The 2,777-nt window shown below is 40.2% G+C and carries 6 protein-coding genes and 1 pseudogene; 2 read left to right on the top strand and 5 right to left on the bottom strand.

Annotated elements, in window-relative coordinates; genetic code table 11:
* Positions 1-127: 127 nt before the first annotated feature.
* Together F6J94_RS32625 and F6J94_RS34570 are read right to left on the bottom strand one after the other, a co-directional pair.
* Positions 128-250, bottom strand: a pseudogene (locus F6J94_RS32625) (Uma2 family endonuclease); the annotation flags it as partial.
* A 7-nt stretch (positions 251-257) separates the two neighbouring features.
* On the bottom strand, positions 258-386 hold the full coding sequence (locus tag F6J94_RS34570; protein WP_367142315.1) for a hypothetical protein: 129 nt from the start codon (positions 384-386) through the stop codon (positions 258-260).
* Here F6J94_RS34570 and F6J94_RS32620 point away from each other — a divergent pair.
* On the top strand, positions 363-818 hold the full coding sequence (locus F6J94_RS32620; protein ID WP_367142314.1) for a Uma2 family endonuclease: 456 nt from the start codon (positions 363-365) through the stop codon (positions 816-818). The genes F6J94_RS34570 and F6J94_RS32620 overlap by 24 nt on opposite strands.
* 251 nt (positions 819-1,069) lie before the next feature.
* On the opposite strand, the gene F6J94_RS32615 is transcribed toward F6J94_RS32620, so the two are convergent.
* The 3 genes from F6J94_RS32615 to F6J94_RS32605 form a co-directional block, all read right to left on the bottom strand.
* On the bottom strand, positions 1,070-1,276 hold the full coding sequence (locus tag F6J94_RS32615) for a type II toxin-antitoxin system HicB family antitoxin (RefSeq protein ID WP_075898394.1): 207 nt from the start codon (positions 1,274-1,276) through the stop codon (positions 1,070-1,072).
* Positions 1,277-1,364: 88 nt separating this feature from the next.
* On the bottom strand, positions 1,365-1,859 hold the full coding sequence (locus tag F6J94_RS32610; RefSeq protein ID WP_075898392.1) for a DUF3368 domain-containing protein: 495 nt from the start codon (positions 1,857-1,859) through the stop codon (positions 1,365-1,367).
* Positions 1,856-2,101 (bottom strand): UPF0175 family protein, encoded by a 246-nt coding sequence (locus F6J94_RS32605; protein WP_293047831.1) that lies wholly within the window; start codon positions 2,099-2,101, stop codon positions 1,856-1,858. Before F6J94_RS32605 ends, F6J94_RS32610 begins: the two co-directional genes overlap by 4 nt.
* Positions 2,102-2,367: 266 nt before the next feature.
* Between F6J94_RS32605 and F6J94_RS32600 the strand changes: the two genes are divergently transcribed.
* Entirely contained in the window at positions 2,368-2,592 is a 225-nt protein-coding gene (locus F6J94_RS32600) for a hypothetical protein (RefSeq protein WP_293047829.1), read from the top strand.
* Positions 2,593-2,777 lie beyond the last annotated feature (185 nt).

Raw genomic sequence — 2,777 nt, 5'->3', positions numbered from 1 at the left:
CCTAGAGAAACTGTAGGCTGGCTCTTACCGTGGAAGGTTTTAGCGCCCACGGTAATTTCATTATAGCACAAATAATCTTTCATTATAACATTTTTTGAAAACTTTTGTAACAAATTTGGGAATCGGGGTCACTAGCGCCAGCCATAGCATAGACTTCTCCATCACTATACTCATGTTTGATGGCACTATCTTCTTCGTAGGATAGATACTCTTCTTTGGAAATGTAATTGGGGATTTTATCAGCAATCATGATAGTTTCAATACAGTGACTTTATTAGTATAGAATAAAGGGAGTAGGGAGTAGGGAGTAGGGAGTAGGGAGTGCCATCAAACATGAGTATAGTGATGGAGAAGTCTATGCTATGGCTGGCGCTAGTGATGCCCATGTTACTATTGCCCTTAACCTGGCTTCAGCCTTAAGAAATCATGTCAGGGGCACTGGCTGTCGGGTTTATGTGGCAGATATGAAAACTTATGTTGAAGCGACAAATAGTTATTATTATCCTGATGTTATGGTGACTTGCGATGCCAGAGACCGAGAATTGGCTAATTATAAAAAATATCCTTGTTTAATTGTAGAAGTTTTATCTCCCAAGACTGAAGCCTTTGACCGGGGTGATAAATTTTCGGACTATCAACAGTTAGAAACCTTGGTGGAATATGTTTTAATTAGCCACAATCGTAAACGCTTAGATTGCTTTCGCCGGAATTCCGAGGGAGTTTGGACATTGCAATTTTATTATCCGGGCAGTGAGATTCATCTAGAAACTGTGGATTTTAGAACTAGTCTTGAGGCTTTGTATGAAGATGTAACATAAGCCGTCAGCCGTGAGCTAAAAGCTCACGCTACGCGAACAGCCGTCAGCCGTCAGCTGATTCCTTACAAGAAGTGTTAGAGCTTTTAGTAGAAGATTACCAAGCTAGAGGTAAAGAGTTACCTTTATTAAATTATTCACAAATAACAACAGTTTAATTACAGCGGTTTGCAATTCAGTTAGGTATAAAGTTCTAAGTTTTTAGGGAGTGTAAGCATTCAGCTAATACCTGAATACTTACTTTTAGGCTAATTTCAGGCTACCTCTAGTATCTTTGGAGTTGGTAACTCTTTATTAACTTGGCTATAGGCGTATACCAAATCCTCTAAAACTTCCTTAGCATTCTCAAGAGCTTCCTCATAGGTGTCACCGTGGGTACGAGCATAGTTACCCCATTCGGGTAAACTAGCCACATAAGAGTTATCTTCCTCTGACCATTGAATTAAAATGCTATATTTCATGGCTCTTCTCTATTCTCGACTCTCGACTCCCAACTCCCTAAAACCCAAGAAGGATAAAGTCCTGCCTCTTTTAATTTTATAATGTACTTTATTCATCGGTAGCTTGGAGAATTGCGTGGTACAATTGAGAACTAATACGAAAGTCCATTGTTTCAATCAATTGATCCATTAATGGTTTAACCGCCGGAATTAAATTACTTTTCTTGGCTTGCACCAGAATGCCCAGTAACCCCACAATAGTTAACCCCAATTCTTGAGCAACTGTTCGTCCCCGTCGCTCATCCATCAGTAGCAAATCAGCATCCATTTCCAGTGCTAATACGATCGCTTCTGCTTCACCTAAATCGATGGTTTCTTGACTTTCCTGAAGTATGACAACTTGCTGCCTATCTGAAACAGCCTGAGTTTTAATCCAAGATAAGGTTTGGACTTCTACTGTTCCAGGTACAATTTTACCGATACCAACCATTTCATTGTAGACAGCAACGGGAATAATAACAGAACCATATAAGCGATGCAAGAGGTTAAGTTGATTGATGCCTGCTAGATTAGTAATGGGTGATGTATCGCTAATAATAATCACAGCAAACTCATCGATTGTAGGGTTTTAAGGTCTGCTTCAAAATCAGCAACATCATAATTCAAATCTAAACCGCGCTTGGCAAGTTCATGCTGAAATTCAATCACGGTTAACCCCGTCCAGGCACGGACTTTGCCACTGCTAATTTTGTCTTGCTTATACAGCATCAGGGCAATTTCAAGTTTGAACTCACCCTCAGTCATTTGGCTAGCTTGGACAATATCGTCAGGGATAACTACACTCATAGCTACACTGATAAGTAATTAGTCGATTATCAACAGTTACTTTAATTTTATCAGAAACTTCAACTGCATTATAACACCCATCCACGCCACACCCAGTCAGGCTAATCATAATTCCTCTATCGTTGATTAACTCTTATCTCTTCCCTGCTCCCGACTCCCGATTCCCGACTCCCGATTCCCGACTCCCGATTCCCTAAAACCCATAACTTTATAGTTTACCCCATTGAAAAATACTGTAAAATTATAGTAGTTAAGTTACTCTACAAATGAACCGCCGCCGCATTCTCAAAGCTGGACAGCCTTACAGCTTTAGCCAATATTTTAACCTTCCTTTTACCCTAGAAGATATCTTGGCTGAATTTGACTGTACCCTTGTGCGATCGCATATCGATCTCCCTCGTCAACCTTTCACTGCTGCTATTGAACCCCTGCTGCACCAACTCCAGCGAAACCGCAAGGGCATTGATAACCGCTATACTAAATTTAAGTAAAGCATGAAGTAAACAAGGTGTTAAGATCTATGGCAACCAATACTCAAAGTCATTTTGCTCCCTACTTAAGACATAGAGGGAAAACTGTCGAAGAACAAATTAAACTCAATCAACCTGCTCTGGCATGGCTAAGAAAACGCCTTGAAGAGGAAATCACACAAGAAGAAGCTAAAATTAGACAGGAA

Source organism: Moorena sp. SIO1F2, assembly GCF_010672755.1.
Classification (GTDB): domain Bacteria; phylum Cyanobacteriota; class Cyanobacteriia; order Cyanobacteriales; family Coleofasciculaceae; genus Moorena.
The sequence above is the reverse complement of the archived record's forward strand: the minus strand, read 5'-3'. Positions and strand labels throughout refer to the sequence as shown.